The organism is Pseudomonas sp. PDM13, from assembly GCF_025685765.1.
In the GTDB taxonomy this organism is placed as follows: Bacteria; Pseudomonadota; Gammaproteobacteria; order Pseudomonadales; family Pseudomonadaceae; genus Metapseudomonas; species Metapseudomonas solani.
Window position 1 is genome coordinate 52,706 of record NZ_JAOTQU010000001.1, and the last position, 15,216, is coordinate 67,921.

General features: G+C 66.0%; 19 protein-coding genes. 12 read left to right on the top strand and 7 right to left on the bottom strand.

The features are described 5' to 3' along the window. Positions 1–53 precede the first annotated feature (53 nt). From OEJ36_RS00295 to OEJ36_RS00305, 3 genes are read left to right on the top strand one after another with little or no spacing between them, the layout of a single operon-like run. Positions 54–1,769: a proline--tRNA ligase gene (locus tag OEJ36_RS00295; RefSeq protein WP_263399936.1), complete on the top strand. Its 1,716-nt coding sequence runs from the start codon at positions 54–56 to the stop codon at positions 1,767–1,769. A gap of 10 nt (positions 1,770–1,779) precedes the next feature. Continuing rightward, on the top strand, positions 1,780–2,736 hold the full coding sequence (locus OEJ36_RS00300; RefSeq protein WP_263399937.1) for a hypothetical protein: 957 nt from the start codon (positions 1,780–1,782) through the stop codon (positions 2,734–2,736). Between the two features lie 8 nt (positions 2,737–2,744). Next, the gene (locus OEJ36_RS00305) at positions 2,745–3,323 is read left to right on the top strand and encodes a lytic transglycosylase domain-containing protein (protein ID WP_021221440.1); all 579 of its coding nucleotides are present in this window, start codon (positions 2,745–2,747) and stop codon (positions 3,321–3,323) included. Between the two features lies 1 nt (position 3,324). Here OEJ36_RS00305 and OEJ36_RS00310 read toward each other — a convergent pair whose 3' ends face one another. Then, the gene (locus tag OEJ36_RS00310) at positions 3,325–3,600 is read right to left on the bottom strand and encodes an acylphosphatase (RefSeq protein WP_263399938.1); all 276 of its coding nucleotides are present in this window, start codon (positions 3,598–3,600) and stop codon (positions 3,325–3,327) included. Between the two features lie 2 nt (positions 3,601–3,602). Then, positions 3,603–4,082 (bottom strand): TlpA disulfide reductase family protein, encoded by a 480-nt coding sequence (locus tag OEJ36_RS00315; protein ID WP_037022106.1) that lies wholly within the window; start codon positions 4,080–4,082, stop codon positions 3,603–3,605. Positions 4,083–4,112: 30 nt separating this feature from the next. Between OEJ36_RS00315 and OEJ36_RS00320 the strand changes: the two genes are divergently transcribed. After that, positions 4,113–5,522, top strand: a complete 1,410-nt coding sequence (locus OEJ36_RS00320) for a PilZ domain-containing protein (RefSeq protein WP_263399939.1) — start codon at positions 4,113–4,115, stop codon at positions 5,520–5,522. Between the two features lie 125 nt (positions 5,523–5,647). Beyond that, positions 5,648–6,040, top strand: a complete 393-nt coding sequence (locus tag OEJ36_RS00325) for a hypothetical protein (RefSeq protein ID WP_263399940.1) — start codon at positions 5,648–5,650, stop codon at positions 6,038–6,040. 59 nt (positions 6,041–6,099) lie between these two features. Here the strand turns inward: OEJ36_RS00325 and OEJ36_RS30435 are convergent, their stop codons facing one another. Together OEJ36_RS30435 and OEJ36_RS00335 are read right to left on the bottom strand one after the other, a co-directional pair. Then, positions 6,100–6,297, bottom strand: a complete 198-nt coding sequence (locus tag OEJ36_RS30435) for a hypothetical protein (RefSeq protein ID WP_021221445.1) — start codon at positions 6,295–6,297, stop codon at positions 6,100–6,102. 168 nt (positions 6,298–6,465) lie between these two features. Next, the gene (locus OEJ36_RS00335) at positions 6,466–7,686 is read right to left on the bottom strand and encodes a YihY family inner membrane protein (RefSeq protein ID WP_263399941.1); all 1,221 of its coding nucleotides are present in this window, start codon (positions 7,684–7,686) and stop codon (positions 6,466–6,468) included. Positions 7,687–7,803: 117 nt separating this feature from the next. On the opposite strand from OEJ36_RS00335, the gene arsC reads away from it, so the two are divergent. From arsC to OEJ36_RS00350, 3 genes are read left to right on the top strand one after another with little or no spacing between them, the layout of a single operon-like run. Continuing rightward, on the top strand, positions 7,804–8,157 hold the full coding sequence (gene arsC, locus OEJ36_RS00340; RefSeq protein WP_263399942.1) for an arsenate reductase (glutaredoxin): 354 nt from the start codon (positions 7,804–7,806) through the stop codon (positions 8,155–8,157). Then, positions 8,154–8,759 (top strand): NAD(P)H:quinone oxidoreductase, encoded by a 606-nt coding sequence (gene wrbA / locus OEJ36_RS00345; protein WP_021221448.1) that lies wholly within the window; start codon positions 8,154–8,156, stop codon positions 8,757–8,759. The genes arsC and wrbA overlap by 4 nt, the downstream gene beginning before the upstream one ends. Next, on the top strand, positions 8,752–9,162 hold the full coding sequence (locus OEJ36_RS00350) for a DUF2069 domain-containing protein (RefSeq protein WP_021221449.1): 411 nt from the start codon (positions 8,752–8,754) through the stop codon (positions 9,160–9,162). Before wrbA ends, OEJ36_RS00350 begins: the two co-directional genes overlap by 8 nt. A gap of 40 nt (positions 9,163–9,202) precedes the next feature. On the opposite strand, the gene hda is transcribed toward OEJ36_RS00350, so the two are convergent. The 3 genes from hda to OEJ36_RS00365 are packed head-to-tail and all read right to left on the bottom strand — an operon-like array spanning position 9,203 to position 12,086. Then, complete coding sequence (gene hda / locus OEJ36_RS00355; protein WP_021221450.1) at positions 9,203–9,907, bottom strand: DnaA regulatory inactivator Hda; 705 nt, start codon at positions 9,905–9,907, stop codon at positions 9,203–9,205. Next, on the bottom strand, positions 9,904–10,998 hold the full coding sequence (locus OEJ36_RS00360) for an AI-2E family transporter (protein ID WP_184487724.1): 1,095 nt from the start codon (positions 10,996–10,998) through the stop codon (positions 9,904–9,906). Before OEJ36_RS00360 ends, hda begins: the two co-directional genes overlap by 4 nt. Positions 10,999–11,042: 44 nt before the next feature. Next, a complete protein-coding gene (locus tag OEJ36_RS00365) occupies positions 11,043–12,086 on the bottom strand; it encodes a DUF2066 domain-containing protein (protein WP_263399943.1) in 1,044 nt (347 codons plus the stop codon). 242 nt (positions 12,087–12,328) lie between these two features. On the opposite strand from OEJ36_RS00365, the gene purM reads away from it, so the two are divergent. The 4 genes from purM (at position 12,329) to OEJ36_RS00385 (ending at position 15,171) form a co-directional block, all read left to right on the top strand. Continuing rightward, positions 12,329–13,387: a phosphoribosylformylglycinamidine cyclo-ligase gene (purM, locus tag OEJ36_RS00370; protein ID WP_021221453.1), complete on the top strand. Its 1,059-nt coding sequence runs from the start codon at positions 12,329–12,331 to the stop codon at positions 13,385–13,387. Further along, positions 13,387–14,037, top strand: coding sequence for a phosphoribosylglycinamide formyltransferase (purN, locus tag OEJ36_RS00375; protein ID WP_263399944.1), 651 nt, complete (start codon positions 13,387–13,389; stop codon positions 14,035–14,037). The genes purM and purN overlap by 1 nt, the downstream gene beginning before the upstream one ends. A gap of 12 nt (positions 14,038–14,049) precedes the next feature. After that, complete coding sequence (locus tag OEJ36_RS00380) at positions 14,050–14,763, top strand: DUF3108 domain-containing protein (protein ID WP_263399945.1); 714 nt, start codon at positions 14,050–14,052, stop codon at positions 14,761–14,763. 135 nt (positions 14,764–14,898) lie between these two features. Then, the gene (locus tag OEJ36_RS00385) at positions 14,899–15,171 is read left to right on the top strand and encodes a Rho-binding antiterminator (protein WP_021221456.1); all 273 of its coding nucleotides are present in this window, start codon (positions 14,899–14,901) and stop codon (positions 15,169–15,171) included. The last annotated feature ends 45 nt before the right edge of the window (positions 15,172–15,216 follow it).

Genomic DNA, 15,216 nt, shown 5'->3' on the forward strand with positions numbered 1-15,216 from the left:
GCCGTACAATGCCGAGCCTATAAAACCCATCGCAACCGACGAAACGGCCAAACATGCGTACCAGTCAGTACCTGCTCTCCACCCTGAAGGAAACCCCCACCGACGCGGTGGTGATCAGTCATCAGCTGCTGCTGCGCGCGGGCATGATCCGCAAGCTGGCTTCCGGTCTCTACACCTGGCTGCCGATGGGCCTGCGTGCACTGCGCAAGGCCGAGGCGATCGTACGTGAGGAAATGAACGCCGCTGGCGCCCTCGAAGTGCTGATGCCGGCCATCCAGCCCGCCGAACTCTGGCAGGAATCCGGCCGCTGGGAACAGTACGGCCCCGAGCTGCTGCGCCTGAAGGACCGCCATGGTCGCGAATTCTGCGTCGGCCCGACTCACGAGGAAGTCATCACCGACCTCGCGCGCAACGAGCTGAACAGCTACCGCCAGCTGCCCATCAACATGTACCAGGTGCAGACCAAGTTCCGTGACGAGATCCGTCCGCGCTTCGGCCTGATGCGTGGTCGCGAATTCATCATGAAGGACGCCTACTCCTTCCACGCCTCCCAGGAATCCCTGCAGGAAACCTACGACGTCATGTACGGCGCCTACTGCAAGGTGTTCACCCGCCTGGGCCTGAACTTCCGCCCCGTGCAGGCCGACAACGGCTCCATCGGTGGCAGCGGCTCCCATGAATTCCACGTGCTCGCCGACTCGGGCGAGGACGACATCGTCTTCAGCGACAGCTCCGACTACGCGGCCAACATCGAGAAGGCCGAAGCCGTACCGCGCGAAACCTCCCGTGGCGCCGCCACCGAGGAGCTGCGCCTGGTGGACACCCCCGACACCAAGACCATCGCTGCCCTGGTCGAGAACTTCGGCCTGGCCATCGAGAAGACCATCAAGACCCTGGTCGTGCATGGCGCCGAGGAAGGCACACTGGTCGCCCTGATAGTACGTGGCGACCACGAACTGAACGAAATCAAGGCCTCCAACCAGGCCCTGGTCGCCAGCCCCCTGGTCTTCGCCAGCGAAGAGGAACTGCGTGCCGCCATCGGCGCCGGCGCAGGCTCCCTGGGCCCGCTGAACCTGCCCATGCCCTGCATCATCGACCGCTCCGTGGCCCTGATGAGCGACTTCGCCATCGGCGCCAACATCGATGACAAGCACTACTTCGGCGTCAACTGGGAACGCGACCTGGCCGTTCCGGAAATCGCCGACCTGCGCAACGTCGTCGCCGGCGACCCGAGCCCCGACGGCAAGGGCACCCTGGTGATCAAGCGTGGCATCGAAGTGGGTCATATCTTCCAGCTCGGCACCAAGTACAGCGAGGCGATGAACCTCAGCGTACTGGGCGAGAACGGCAAGCCCGTCACCCTGATCATGGGCTGCTACGGCATCGGCGTATCCCGCGTGGTCGCTGCTGCCATCGAGCAGAGCTACGACGAGCGCGGCATCCTCTGGCCGGACGCCCTGGCGCCCTTCCAGGTCGCCCTGGTACCGCTCAAGTACGAAACGCCTGCCGTCAAGGAAGCTACCGACAAGCTCTATGCCGAGCTCACTGCCGCTGGCATCGAAGTGCTGCTGGACGACCGTGACAAGAAGACCAGCCCCGGCGTGAAGTTCGCCGACATGGAACTGATCGGCATCCCCCACCGCATCGTGGTGAGCGAGCGCGGCCTGGCCGAAGGCAACCTGGAATACAAGAACCGCCGGGAGACCGACAGCCAGGCTGTCGCTGTCGACGAGGTTCTGCCCTATATCACAGCCCGCGTACGTCGCTGATCGAGAAGAAATGTTCAAGCGTAGTTCCATCCGCCTCACCGGCGCCGCCCTTGGCGGCGCCCTCTTCCTCAGCGGCTGCGCCAACCACCTGCCCCAGCGGGCGGAACACGAGGAGCGCGTCGAGCGCAAGCTGCTCAACCATGAGCTGCAGATCGACGTCGGCGAGCCCCGCGTGCTGGAACTGCCGCAGCGCCGCGTGCGCGTGAACGAGCAGAAGACCTTCGAGGTGACCGAGTTCGAGGTCACCCGCCGCTACGACCGCTACACACCCTACCAGCCCTGGCGCGAACTCTATGAAGTACCACTGGGCGCGGTAGCGGTAGTAGCCGGCGTCGGCGCCAACGTACTCAACGTGGTGCTTCTCGGCAGCCTGCCCGATACCGCTACCAAGGACTGGATCAGCTACGGCTTCGCCGGGCTCAACCCGTTCATGAACGTCGAGTCCAATGGCCGCTCCGAGCAGAACCTGGCCAGCCTCGACGAGCAGCAGCGCGACAAGCGCGTCGAGTACTCCAGCCTGCCCTGGGCCGAGCGCCCGGTACTGGTGGCCGCCGGCAAGCAGAGCAATGAGCTGCTCACCGACCGCCACGGCGTACTGCGCCTGAACCTGCTCGATGGCCCCTTCGCCGAACAGGACACCAGCCGCATCGGCAAGCTCCTGCTCAGCGTCGAAGACCCGCTGGACACCACCCGCGCCGAAGCCACGCTGATGGTCAGCCGCAGCCTGCGCAGCAAGCTGCAGGAAGCCCACGCGCTGATCTTCGAAGACCTGGAAGACGACGAGGTGCCGCAATGGGTGCACCGGGTCAAACGCCTGTCCGAGCTGGGCCTGGAAGAGGAAGCCAGCGAGCTGGAACAGAGCCTGATCGAACTGACCCGCAATGACCCCGAGCTGCAGCAGGAATTCCTCAAGGCGCTGATGAAGGACGCCGGCCGCCTGGCAGCCGATCCTGGCGAAAGCGACTGAGTCACCCCGTGCCCGCGCCCTGGCGAACCCTGCTCCTGAGCGGCCTGCTGGCGCTGGCCCTGCCCGCCTCCGGCAATCTGCGCCAGGCGCCGGAACCCGAGCTGCGGGAACTGCTGCAACACACGGTGGCCGAGGCCGATAGCTTCGGCGACCGTTTCGACGCCGAAGTCTGGCTGCTCGACATGTCCACCCGCCTGAAACGCTACGTGCCCGACCCGGCGCAGCGCCTCGACCTGCTCAGGCTGGTGCACCACGAAGCCAGCAAGGCCGGCCTCAGGCCTGACCTGGTGCTGGCACTGATCCACGCAGAAAGCCGCTTCGATCGCTTCGCCATCTCATCCGTAGGCGCGCAGGGGATGATGCAGGTGATGCCCTTCTGGAAAGCCGAACTGGGCCGCCCTCAGGACAACCTCACCGACAACGCCACCAACCTGCGCTACGGCTGCACCATCCTCAGCTACTACCTGAAGAAGGAACGGGGCGATATCAACCGGGCCCTGGCCCGCTACAACGGCAGCCTCGGCGAGAACTGGTACCCGGCCAAGGTAGTCGGGCTCTGGCAGGACATCTGGTACGTGCGCCCCTGACCTAGCGCCGCACGATGAACCCGGCGATGCCCTGCAAGGGCTGCTCCGTCAGCTCCACCGCGTCGACCTTCGCCCCGCTCGGGCCTTGCTCGAGCCAGGCGGCGAGCTCGCGAACCGCGCCCTCCTCGCCTTCGAACAGCACCTCGACACGGCCATCCGCGAGGTTACGCACCCAACCGTCCAGATCGAGGCGGTCCGCCTCCTCCTGGGTCGACTGGCGGAAATGCACGCCCTGGACCTTGCCACTGACATAACCGTGCAGGCAGATGCGCGCCATGCTTACTTTCCTTCCTTCAGTCTGGTCAGGTGCCCGGAAAGCCCGGCAGCGGTCTGTTCGCCCATCAGGCGCTCACGCACCTGGCCCTGGGGGTCGATGATATAGGTCACCGGCAGCGCTTCGCTGCGTGGCAATTTGTAGCGCTCGGCCGGGTCCTGGGCGAGCACGGTGAAGTCGATGCCCATCTGCTGGGCGGCCTTTTCCAGCTCGGCCCCCTGCAGGCCGTCGAAGTTGACGCCCAGCACGCGCACGCCACCACCCTTGAGCTGCCCGGCCAGGGCGTTGAGCTCGGGAATCTCGGTACGGCAGGGCCCGCACCACTCCGCCCAGTAATTAATCACCAACCACTGGTTTTCGAGGCCGTCAGTCGCTACCTTCTGTCCATGCTGATCGAGGCCGACGTCATCCGAACAACCTCCCAGCAACAGCCCGGCACCCATGAGAATGAGCGCCCCGAAAACAGCCTGGAGTCGTGATCCCATGCAATCGATCCTCGTGTACGCAGGGTTGATATGACGCTGGATGCCCTGTGCCTGGAAGTACCGGACATCCTCGAAGAGGACACCCCTATCCTGGCGGGCCTGAACCAGTTCCTCGCCGAGGCGCGCCTGCAGCCCCAGGATGGCGCGCTGCAGCAGGTGCTCGGGCGATTGTTCCGGCTGAACCGGAGTGCGGTGACCTTACTCGAAAGGCAACGGGCGCTGCAAAGCTTCAGCGAGGAATACCGCCACTACGCCACGGCCTATGAACAGGGCGCGCTGCCGCCGATGCTGTTCCTGCGCCTGTGCAGCGAGCTGGCCGCAGGCTTCAAGCGCCTGCTGTTGCAGATACTCCAGGGCCGCCAGCCTTCCCGGCCACACCTGGCCTGGTGCCTGTACATGGCCCAGCACTTCATCGCGCAGACGCTGATGCGCCACTACCAGCACTACCAGGAGCCGCCCGGCTCGCTCTGGCGCGACAGCCACCTGCTGTTCTGGATCGGCGAGCACCAGGAATGCCTGGACGAGCCGGTTGCCGCGGCCTTCCGTCCCGTGCCAGCCAGCACCCTGCGCGGCCTCTATCAGCAGGTGCTGCTGCTGGCCCTGAGCAACCCCTTCCACCTCACCGAAGGCGAATGCACGCTGCTGTTCGGCGCCCTTGCGCCCCTGGCCGGCCTTGCGCACCTGCTGCCCTGGGATCAGGAAGACGAGAGCGACGGTGCGACGATCGACCTCACCGAGGCGCACCCCTATGTCCCCCAGGACCGCCTCGACAGCATCATCGCCGGCCCCTACCTGCGCCGCCTGGAGCTGGGGCCCCTGCTGATCGCCCTGCATGACCCGGCCCCCCTGCAAAGCAGCGCCGAGCACGAACTGCTCGAACGCGTGCGGCAGAACTGGCTGGGCCGCCAGCAGCGACGCCATCCGCGTACCGAATACGAAGGCTCCTGCAGCATGGTGGTGGGCCTGCCCGCCATCCATGCCCAGTTGCTGGCGCAACGCCCGGCCACCCTGGATGCGCAGATGCTCGACTCCAGCGCCGGAGGCGCGCGGTTGCTGTGCCACGCCGACCAGGGCGCGCAACTGCCGGTAGGCCAACTGACCCTGCTGCTCAACAGCGGCACGCCGACCCTGGCACTGGTGCGCTGGCGCCACACCAACCAGGAAGGCCTGCACCTCGGCCTGCGCTACCTCAAGGGCCTGCCACGACCGGTCTGGCTGCGCCGGGCCCCCAACTCGCAGACCCACCCCGGCGTGCTGCAAAGCACCCCGGCCCCCGGCAATGGCTGGCATCACGGCCTCTGGCTGCCCAAGGATCAGTTCGTCGGGGGCGAACACCTCTGGCTGCAGCTCGCCAGCGTGCACAACCAGGCCATCCTGCCGCTCCCCGAGCCCAACCTCAGCACCGCCATGGTCGCGCGCTATCCGCTGAAAATGGCCTGATCGGCGAAAGTGCGAGACGGGTCACGCCGCTCATCGGCGAAGCGCACAGTTTCATCCGGGCACCCTCCCTATAATTCCCCGCACTAACCGTACGAACGTTCCGCTATCAGCCTGGAAACCCCCTAATGTCCCAGAATCAAGACAAGCTGATCGGCCCCGTGCCGTCCCGCATCGTCGAGGCGGCACGCCCGATCGTGACCCCCTACGAGGGCCGGGTCGCCGAATTCAATATCGCCGCTTGGCTGCAGCTGCCTGGCCTTGCCACCCTGCCGGTATCGCTGCTGGTCAGCTACCGTGATGGCGAGATCCGTCGCGAAGTCGCGGTGGACCACGGCAAGGTCAACGCCCACGGCAAGATCCTGCTCTCGGGTATCGCCCGCATGCCTATCAAGCACAAGATCGAAGACATGCAGGTGCGCCTCAAATCGGCGGTCACCGTGCAAGGTCTGCTGGTGGAAGAACTCTTCGTCCAGGCCGTCGAACAGGCCGGAGCGGACAGCCGCCAGGCGCTCGCCTGATCGGCCACAAGGGCTGAAAACAAAAACCCCGCGCCTGTCGCGGGGTTTTTCGTTTTCGCTCAGGCGCGGGCAGCGCCATTGCTGGGGGTTGGTGGCTCCTGGTCCTCTTCCCGACGGGCTTCGGGTACGGGCGCGGGGGGAACCAGGGATTCGGGCCATTGCGAGAACTGCAGGCCGGTGATCCGGTTCAGGCGCTCAAGCGCCTCCTGCGGATCACGCTCATGGAGATGGACAACTTTGCCCTTGGCCTTACTCATAGAACACTTCTTTCCTTGGCTTATCCCTGCCTAATGGCAGAGTGACAGCAAACTCCCCCTGAGATTGCCAGAAACGTGCCATTTTTCACCCCCCCGCGCTTTCTGGCTCTGGTGCCAGGTGGAGGCAGAAATGACAGCTGGCAATATGCCGCAAACTGCCCTTTTTTGTCACTCCGATGCGGGTCGCAACCAGCCGGCCAGGCTGCCATCGAATAGCGCCTGCTGTTCCTGCTGCAGGGCCTCCAGGGCGGCCTTCAGCGGCGGGTACCAGGCCTCGTCGAGGTGCTCCGGCAGTTGCGCCGGGCGCGGCAACGGCCAGGGACAGTGGCTGAGCAACTGATGCAGGCTGTAGCTGTTCAGGTCGCGGGAAAGCACCCAGGAGCCCCCGCCCACCCGACAAGCCAGGTGCTGGCCTTCGAGCAGTTCCATGAACTCCAGCCACTCGTCCTCCGGCAGCAACCAACCGGCACGCTGCACATCCAGATGCCGTGCCGGCAGGCCGCGGATCTGGCGGTCATGCATCACCCGCAGGATGCCCATCAGGGACAGCAGGCGCGGCATCTGCCGGCGCCGCCAGTGACGCGAACCGGCCAGGTTGCACACCAGTTCGGCACCGAAGAGCACGATCACCCAGGACACATAGACCCACAGCAGGAACAGCGGCACGGTGGCGAAGGCGCCGTAGATCAACTGGTAGCCCGGGAAGAAGCTCACGTAGAGCCCGAACAGCGCCTTGGCGGATTCGAACAGCAGGGCCGTAAAGGCACCACCGATCAGCGCGTGGCGGATCGGCACCCGGGCATTGGGCACCGCCGCGTACAGCAAGGTGAAAGCGGCGACGTTGAACAGCAGCGGCGTAAAGCCCAACAGGATGCGGGTACCGGCAATCTCGTTGAGGCTGGAAAGCAGCGACAGCGAAGTGATGTAGGTGCTCACCGCGAAGCCCGTGCCCAGCAGCAACGGCCCCAGGCTGAGGATCGCCCAGTACAGCAGGAAGCTGGAAACGCCCCGGCGCGGCTGGCGCACCCGCCAGATGGTGTTGAACGCCTTCTCGATGGTCACCAGCATGGTGAAGGCGGTCACCGCCAGCAGCGCCACGCCCACCCAGGTCAGGTGCCGGGCCTGCAGGGTGAAGCCTTGCAGGTACTCCTGCACCGCCTCGCCGCTCGACGGCACGAAGTTATGGAAGATGAAACGCTGGATCTGCTCGCCCATGCCCTGGAAGGCCGGAATCGCCGAGAGCATGGTGAAGGTCACGGTCATGATCGGCACCACCGCGAACAGGCTGGTATAGGTCAACGCGGCTGCGCTGTTCATGCCGTGGTCACTGAGAAAGCGATGCAACAGGAAGCGCCAGAACTCTTCCACGTCTTTGATGCGTTGGCGCATTCCATCTCCTTAGTTGCTGGGTGCCCTGTCCGCTGGCCGACTCGACACGCAAGGTTCAGACCTGCGCCCGGACGCGGTTAGAATAGCCGCCTCCCACAAGGCCTTGCGACCCCCGCCATGACCGAAATGACGCTGTATCACAATCCCCGCTGCTCGAAATCACGCGGTGCCCTGGAACTGCTCGAAGCACGCGGCCTCGTACCGCATGTCGTGCGCTACCTGGAAACCCCGCCCAGCGTCGCCGAAATCGAAACCCTGCTCAGCCGCCTCGGCATCGGCGCGCGCCAACTGCTGCGCACCGGCGAGGACGAATACAAGAGCCTTGGCCTGGACGACGCGGGCCTCGATGACGCCGCGCTGGTCTCCGCCATGAGCGCTCACCCCAAGCTGATCGAGCGCCCGATCCTGGTGGTGGGCGACAAGGCCGTGATCGGCCGCCCGCCGGAGAAGATCCTGGAGATCCTGCCTTGAGCGCGCCCTATATCCTGGTCCTCTACTACAGCCGCCATGGCGCCACCGAGCAGATGGCCCGGCAGATCGCCCGGGGCGTGGAACTGGGTGGCATGGAGGCGCGCCTGCGCACCGTGCCCGCCGTCTCCACCGAATGCGAGGCGGTCGCCAGCGACATTCCCGCCGACGGCCCGCTCTACGCCAGCCTCGACGACCTGAAGAACTGCGCCGGCCTGGCCCTCGGCAGCCCGACCCGCTTCGGCAACATGGCCGCCGCCCTCAAGTACTTCCTCGACGGCACCAGCAGCCTCTGGCTCAGCGGTGAACTGGTGGGCAAACCCGCCGGCGTCTTCACCTCCACCGCCAGCCTGCACGGCGGCCAGGAAAGCACCCTGCTGTCCATGTTGCTGCCGCTGCTGCACCACGGCATGCTGGTCACCGGCCTGCCCTACAGTGAGCCGGCCCTCCTCTCCACCAGCGGGGGCGGCACGCCCTACGGCCCCAGCCACTACGCCGGTGCCGACGGCAAGCGCGCCCTCGACGAACAGGAAACCACCCTTTGCCGCGCCTTGGGCCAACGCCTGGCGACGACTGCGATCCGCCTGGAGAAACCCCGTGGCTAAGCAACCCAAGATCCTCCCCGAGCTGAGCTGGCTCGCCCCGCGCCTGGCCATCAGCCGCGCCCTGAGCCTGTTCGCCTTCTTCGGCCTGGCCCTGCTGCTGGTGGTCTGGACCCTGGTCTACGCCGAACTCAACGGCGCCCGCCCCTGGGTGGTGTTGAGTATCGAGCTGCTGCCGCTGGCGCTGCTGGCGCCGGGCATGGTCCTCGGCAACGCCCGCGCCCACGCCTGGGCCTGCTTCGTGATCAACCTGTACTTCATCCAGGGCGTGCTGGCGGCCACCGACCCGAACCGCGCACTGTTCGGCTGGCTGATGGGCGGGCTCAGCCTGCTGCTGTTCTGCGCCGCGCTGCTCTACACGCGCTGGCGCTTCCAGTACAACCGCAAGCTGGCTGGGGAAAGCTGAAGGGAAATGCGAAACGGCGCGGCCGTGGGCCGCGCCGGGCTCACCAGCCCAGGGTTTCCTTGAGGAAAGGGATGGTGAGCTTGCGCTGGGCCTGCAGGGAGGCCTGATCGAGACGTTCGAGCAATTCGAACAGGGCGCTCATGCTGCGCGACCCGCGGGTGAGGATGAAACGCCCGACCTCGTCGGTCAGGTGCAGGCCACGGCGCGAAGCACGCAGTTGCAGGGCGCGCAGCTTGTCCTCGTCGGACAGCGACTGCAGCTGGAAGATCAGCGCCAGGGTCAGGCGTGATTTCAGATCCGGCAGCTTCACCGGCAACCCGCGCGGCGCGGTATTGGCCGCCAGCAGCAGCTTGCGGCCGGAATCGCGCAGGCGGTTGAACAGGTGGAACAACGCCTCTTCCCAATCCGCGCGACCGACGACCGCGTCGAGGTCGTCGAGGCAGACCAGCTCGCACTGCTCCAGGTTGTCGAGGATCGCCGTCCCGTATTGCGCCAGTTCCGCCAGGGGCAGATAGACCGCCTGTTCGCCACGCTGCTCGAAGCGCAGGCACGCCGCCTGCTGCAAATGGCTACGCCCAACACCCTCCCCGCCCCACAGGTAGATCAGGCTTTCGGTCCAGCCGGCATCGGCCTCGCAGAGGCGCTCGACATAGCCGAGCGCCGCGGCGTTGGCGCCGGGGTAGTAGTTGGCAAAGGTCGCGTCGTCACGCAGGCGAATGCCGAGGGGAAGCTGAATGGGTTTCATGCCGAATCGCTGGGTTCGTCGGAACCGCTGCCGGTCTCTCCGTAAAGTTGGGAAAGTTTATATAAATCATGAGCATGACGCAGCAAAACCATGATCACCGCTGCAACGGGCAGCGCCAGCAGCACGCCGGTGAAGCCGAACAGCTGGCCACCAGCGAGTATGGCGAAGATCACCGCCACCGGATGCAGGCCGATGCGATCGCCCACCAGCAGCGGCGTCAGCAGCATGCCTTCGAGCAGTTGGCCGATGCCGAACACCACCGCGACGCCGATCAGCGGGTACAGCTCGAAGCCGCCGAACTGGAACAGCGCGGCCGCCACGGCAGAGCCGAAACCGACCACGAAGCCCATGTAGGGAACGATGCTGGCCAGCCCGGCGAGCAGGCCGATCAGCAGGCCGAGGTCCAGCCCGATGGCCATGAGCCCGACGGAGTAGATGACGCCCAGTGCCAGCATCACCAGCAGCTGGCCGCGAATGAAGGCCCCCAGCACTTCATGGCACTCGCCCGTCAGCTTCAACACCAGGCCTTCGCGATTGCGTGGCAGCAACCCGCGTAGCTTGGCCATCATCAGGTCCCAGTCACGCAGCAGGTAGAAACCGACCACCGGGATCAGCAGCAGGTTGCCGATCCAGCCCACCAGCGCCAGCCCGGATGCGGTGGCACTGGCCAGTAGCACGCCGACCACATCGGTGGTCTGGCCGAGGTGGCCGCTGATCACTTCCTTGAGCTTGTCGAAACGCCAGAAGCCCTGGGGCAGCCCCAGCTTGGCCTGGACCCAGGGCAGCGCGCTGTTCTGCAGCCAGTCGAGCATCTGCGGCGCCAGTTCATAGAGGCGCACCAACTGGCGACCCAGCATGGGCACGAGGACCAGCAGCAACGCCAGGAGGATCAGGCTGAACAGGGTGAATACCGCCACCACGCCCCAGGTGCGCGACAGGCCCAGGCGCTCCAGCCGGTCCACCAGCGGGTCGCCCAGGTAGGCCAGCAGCATGCCCACCAGGAACGGGGAAAGAATGGGGTGCAGCTGATACAGCAGCCAGCAAAGAAGCAGGACGCCCCCCAGCCAGAGCCAGCGACGCGAATCGGTCATGGGAAATCCTCAGCCTTGAGTTGCGGGAGTGGCCGTCCGGGCCCTCACCATTGGAATCGCAATACCGGGTCACGCGGCTGCACCTGCGGCGCAGGGGCGGCGCCCGGGATGGCCGGAGCCTGGCCGGCATCCACCGGAGCGGCCTCGGCGGGCGACTCCTGCAAGCCGTTCAGCGCCAGCTGGGCACGCAATTGTTCGCTGCTGGCGTTGACCTGGTAGCGCAGCAGATCGCCTTCGACCTGCACCAGGCGGGCGCCGAACGGCTCCAGCGCGCGGGACAGTTCGGCGTAGCGCGCAAGATCAGCGCCCTTCACTTCCAGGATCTGGCTCTGGCCGACACCCGCCGCCACCACGAAACGCGGCGCCAAGCGCTGGCTTACGGCGAGCAGCACGGCATCGGCCAGCGCGCCCTGGTCGGCAGCTTCCAGGGTGCCCTGGTCGCGGTTGTCACCCAGCCACAGGTGCCATTGCGCCTTCCACTTGCCATCGGCTTCGCTGGCCAGCACGGCGAGCAAGGCATCGGCGGAATAACGTTCGGAGGCCGGGCGCAGCGCCTCGGGGTCGGTCGCTACCAGGGCTTCCGGGGTGGCCACCAGTTGCTCGCTGAGGTCGGCCAACGGCAGGCGCAGGGGCAGGCCGCGGTGTTGGGCGGCATCACGCAGCGGCTTGGCGGCTTCCTGGGCATCGCCCACCAGGCTGGCCCCTTCGCTGCTCTGGTTCAGCCACCAGCCGAGGATCGCTGGGCGGTTGGCGCCCCACAGCGGTACGCCGGCCTGACGCAGGGTGCGCTCGGTGGTCACGGGGTCGAAATCCACCAGCAGGGACTGGCCTTCATAGCCGAACTGGCTGATCAATTGCTGCGGGTTCTTGCGCGCCTCGGCCAGGGCCGGGTTATCCAGCGCCTTGGCATCGCCGGCCAGACGGATCACCAGGGTCTCCAGCGCGCGGTTCAGGGCCTGGTCACGGTCCGCCGGCTGCTGCGAAGCCACGGGCTCGCGCACCTGGTAGAGGCCGCTGACCGTTTCGGCGAGGGCCGGCAGGCTGGACAACGGCAGGCAGACCATGAGCAGGCGGGCGATCAGGCGCATTGAAGACTCTCGATATTCTGTTGGGCGGCGGCTGGCCGCGAGTGAAGGGCTATACCTTAAACAGGCCCAACCTCACGGGCAACGGGCCGGGGGCCGGGCGAGCACTTATTTGAACGCTTTTCGCCAACGCCGACCGCTGCCGATGGCTGCTGTTGGCCAAGCCTGATAAAATCGCGCGCCTTCGCAAACCGGCAGCCAGACTTGCCGGTTGATCCTCGAATTTCCCCTATAGGCCTGGATTTATGAGCAAGCAACCCTCCCTGAGCTACAAGGACGCCGGTGTGGACATCGACGCAGGCGAAGCCCTGGTCGAACGCATCAAAGGCGTGGCCAAGCGCACCGCGCGCCCTGAAGTGATGGGCGGCCTGGGTGGCTTCGGCGCCCTCTGCGAAATCCCGGCCGGCTACAAGCAGCCCGTGCTGGTCTCCGGCACCGACGGCGTCGGCACCAAGCTGCGCCTGGCACTGAACCTGAACAAGCACGACAGCATCGGCCAGGACCTGGTCGCCATGTGCGTGAACGACCTGGTGGTCTGCGGCGCCGAGCCGCTGTTCTTCCTCGACTACTACGCCACCGGCAAGCTCAACGTCGACGTGGCCGCCACCGTGGTCACCGGCATCGGTGCCGGTTGCGAACTGGCCGGCTGCTCCCTGGTAGGTGGCGAGACCGCCGAGATGCCCGGCATGTACGAAGGCGAAGACTACGACCTGGCCGGCTTCTGCGTCGGCGTCGTGGAAAAGGCCGAAATCATCGACGGCTCCAAGGTCGCCACCGGTGACACCCTGATCGCCCTGCCCTCCTCCGGCCCGCACTCCAACGGCTACTCGCTGATCCGCAAGATCATCGAAGTCAGCGGCGCCGACATCGAGAGCGTGCAGCTCGACGGCAAGCCCCTGGCCGACCTGCTGATGGCGCCGACCCGCATCTACGTCAAGCCGCTGCTCAAGCTGATCAAGGACACCGGCGCGGTGAAGGCCATGGCCCACATCACCGGCGGTGGCCTCACCGAGAACATCCCGCGCGTGCTGCCCGAAGGCGCCCAGGCAGTGATCGACGTCGCCAGCTGGCAGCGTCCGGCCGTGTTCGACTGGCTGCAGGAAAAAGGCAACGTCGATGAGCACGAGATGCACCGCGTACTCAACTGCGGCGTCGGCATGGTCATCTGCATCGCCCCCGAGCAGGTCGACGTGGCCCTGGAAACCCTGCGCGCCGCTGGCGAGCAACCCTGGGTCATCGGCCAGATCGCCGCTGGCGTCGAAGGCAGCGAACGCGTCGTCCTGAACAACCTGAAAAGCCACTGATGTCCGACCGCTGTGATGTGGTGGTGCTGATCTCCGGTTCCGGCAGCAACCTCCAGGCCCTGATCGACAGCAGCTCCACAGCCGACAGCCCGGCACGCATCCGCGCGGTGATTTCCAACCGCGCCGATGCCTACGGGCTGGAGCGCGCCCGCCAGGCGGGGATCGCCACCCAGGTGCTCGACCACAAGCAGTACGAAGGCCGCGAGGCCTTCGATGCGGCACTGGTCGCAGCCATCGACGCCCATGCACCGCGCCTGGTGCTGCTAGCCGGCTTCATGCGCATCCTGACCCCCGGTTTCGTGCGCCACTACCAAGGGCGCCTGCTCAACATCCACCCGTCCCTGCTGCCTCTCCACAAAGGCTTGCACACCCACCAGCGCGCGCTGGAAGCCGGTGATGCCGAGCATGGCTGCAGCGTGCACTTCGTCACCGAGGAACTCGATGGGGGCCCTCTGGTCGTACAGGCGGTAATCCCGGTAGAGTCTGATGACACACCGGAAAGCCTGGCCAGGCGGGTGCATGTGCAGGAACACCTTATCTACCCGCTGGCCATGCGCTGGTTCGCCGAAGGTCGCCTGAGCCTGGGCGAGCAAGGCGCGCTACTGGATGGCCAAGCGCTGCCCCCCTGCGGGCAGCAACTGCGTAACTAGGAGATTTTGCCGATGCGTCGTGCCCTGTTGTTGCTCCTCGCCCTGTTTACCCTGCCGGTCACCGCGGCCGAGCTGAAACCCTTCGAGGCCAGCTACACCGCCGACTGGAAGACGATGCCCATCAGCGGCACCGCCGGCCGCAGCCTGAAGAAGCTCGACGATGGCCGCTGGCAACTGGATTTCGAGGCCTCCATGCTGGTGGCCAGCCTGACCGAAACGAGCGTATTCCGCCTGGAAAACAACGCCTTCCTGCCCCAGACCTACCGCTTCAGTCGCAGTGGCCTGGGCAAGAGCAAGCAGATCGAGCTGGACTTCGACTGGAGCCAGAAGCAGGTGATCGGCAGCGATCGCGGCGACCAGGTGCGCGTGCCCCTGAACCGTGGCCTGGTGGACAAGTCCACCTACCAGCTGGTGCTCCAGCATGATGTCGCCGCCGGCAAGAAAAGCATGAGCTACCAGGTGATCGACGGCGACGAAGTCGAGACCTATGACTTCCGCGTCCTCGGCGAGGAGAAGGTCGAGACCAAGGCCGGTACGGTCGACGCCATCAAGGTCGAGCGCGTGCGCGACCCCACCCAGAGCAACCGCAAGACCACCCTCTGGTTCGCCAAGGACTGGAGCTACCTGCTGGTGCGTCTGAACCAGGTGGAGAAGGACGGCAAGGAATACCAGATCATGCTCAAGGACGGCACGGTCGACGGCCGCAAGGTCGAAGGCGCCCAGTAAGGCGCCAGCGTTGCCGAGAAGCCGGGCCCATGCCCGGCTTTTTCATGCCCTTACAAAGGTGGGCTGGCAGCGCGCCTCCACGGGTATAGGATGATCGGCATCCTGAGTCGAGACTCCCGCCCCGAGGAGACCGAGATGAGCCACTACCTGCCCCTGTCCTGCGAACTCTATGACTTCATCGAGATCGCCTGCCTGCACCGCTACCAGTTGCTGATCGAGTTGGACGACGGCGCCAGCCTGGAAGCCCGCGCGGTGAACACCGAGACCACGCCGGCGAAGGAGGAGTTCTTCCTCGTCCAGGGCGAAGCCGGCCCCGAGCGCCTGCGCCTGGACCACATCACCGCCATCACCCCACTGACCGAAGGCGCCAGCTTCGGCCGGGTGCTGCTGGGCAACCAGATCTGCTGACCCCCACATGCCCCGGGCTGAAGGCCGGGCTACGGAAAGCGGACT